The organism is Microcoleus sp. Pol11C3 (assembly GCF_036701485.1).
Classification (GTDB): domain Bacteria; phylum Cyanobacteriota; class Cyanobacteriia; order Cyanobacteriales; family Microcoleaceae; genus Microcoleus.
On sequence record NZ_JAUBQW010000288.1, the window covers coordinates 1 to 1861 of the forward strand.

The window sequence follows — 1861 nt, forward strand, 5'->3', positions numbered from 1 at the left end:
CGTGCTTGGATGGCTCCGACTGACCAACCTCACGAAAACTTCATCTTCCCTGAAGAAGTTCTGCCTCGCGGTAACGCACTTTAAAAAAATCTGGATTGGGATTTCAGATTAATTTAATTTTTTTAAATTAATCTGAAATCCCAATCCCTATTCCCCGGCGCAGGCGCGGTGATCCCGTGCCCTACTAGGGAACAAAAAAACCCACAATCCAAAATCTAAAATCGTTGGAGGTTCTACCGGGTGGTAACGCTCTCTAATTCCTACGCAAGCGGTCGCGACCAAGAATCCTCCGGGTTCGCTTGGTGGTCTGGCAACGCTCGTTTAATCAATCTATCTGGCAAATTGCTGGGCGCCCACGTCGCTCACTCTGGTTTGATCGTGTTCTGGGCCGGTGCAATGACTTTGTTTGAAGTCGCTCACTTTATCCCAGAAAAGCCCATGTACGAACAGGGCTTAATTTTGATGCCCCACATCGCTACTTTGGGTTGGGGCGTCGGCCCCGGCGGTGAAGTTACGGATATCTTCCCGTTCTTCGTAGTCGGCGTTCTTCACTTGATTTCATCTGCTGTTCTCGGTTTGGGCGGCATTTATCACGCCGTTCGCGGCCCGGAAGTTCTCGAAGAATACTCTTCTTTCTTCGGCTACGACTGGAAAGACAAGAACCAGATGACCAACATCATCGGCTATCACCTAATTTTGTTGGGTGGCGGTTGCTTGCTGCTGGTTGCTAAGGCCATGTTCTTCGGCGGTGTCTATGACACTTGGGCTCCGGGTGGCGGCGACGTGCGTATTATCACGAACCCCACTCTGAACCCGGCTGTGATTTTTGGCTACTTGGTTCGCTCTCCTTTTGGTGGCGAAGGCTGGGTTGTCAGCGTCAACAACATGGAAGACATCATCGGCGGTCACATCTGGCTTGGCCTGATTTGTATCGCTGGTGGTGTTTGGCACATTTTGACCAAGCCTTTCGGCTGGGCTCGCCGCGCCTTAATCTGGTCTGGCGAAGCTTACCTGTCTTACAGCTTGGGCGCTTTGTCCCTGATGGGCTTCATCGCTTGCTGCTTTGTCTGGTTCAACAACACTGCTTACCCCAGCGAATTCTACGGCCCGACGGGCCCGGAAGCTTCTCAAGCGCAAGCTTTGACCTTCCTGATCCGCGACCAACGCTTGGGTGCTAACGTCGGTTCTGCACAAGGCCCCACCGGTCTGGGTAAATACCTGATGCGCTCTCCTACTGGCGAAATCATTTTCGGCGGTGAAACGATGCGTTTCTGGGATTTCCAAGGCCCTTGGTTGGAACCCTTGCGCGGTACTAACGGTTTGGACTTGAACAAAATCAAGAACGACATTCAGCCTTGGCAAGCTCGCCGCGCTGCTGAGTACATGACTCACGCTCCTTTGGGTTCTCTGAACTCTGTGGGCGGCTTGGCAACGGAAGTTAACGCGTTTAACTATACGTCACCTCGTTCTTGGCTGGCCTGTTTCCACTTTGTGATGGGTTTCTTCTTCTTGGTCGGCCACTTGTGGCACGCTGGTCGCGCTCGCGCGGCTGTCGCTGGCTTTGAGAAGGGTATCGATCGCGAAAATGAAGCGGTACTTTCTATGCCAGACTTAGACTAATCGATCGAGTTTATTTCTGATTTGATTGTCTAATCGAAAAAAGCTCCTGCTTAACGGCGGGAGCTTTTTTTTGTAAGGGAATCTTGGGGAAAGTGTGGTTGACACCCACATTCCGCACCCCAACTGGCACATACGCAAATTCAGGGGATAATAGTGAGTAAAAAAAAAACACCCAAAAATCTCTGTAATGCTCGCATCACTCAGTTAGGAATTCCTAAAAATTGACGTGAGGGCATGAATT

1 protein-coding gene is annotated in these 1861 nt (G+C 50.9%); it reads left to right on the top strand.

What is annotated here, in order from left to right; translation table 11 throughout:
• Positions 1 to 240 precede the first annotated feature (240 nt).
• A complete protein-coding gene (gene psbC, locus QUA40_RS28585) occupies positions 241 to 1620 on the top strand; it encodes a photosystem II reaction center protein CP43 (RefSeq protein ID WP_333132061.1) in 1380 nt (459 codons plus the stop codon).
• Positions 1621 to 1861 lie beyond the last annotated feature (241 nt).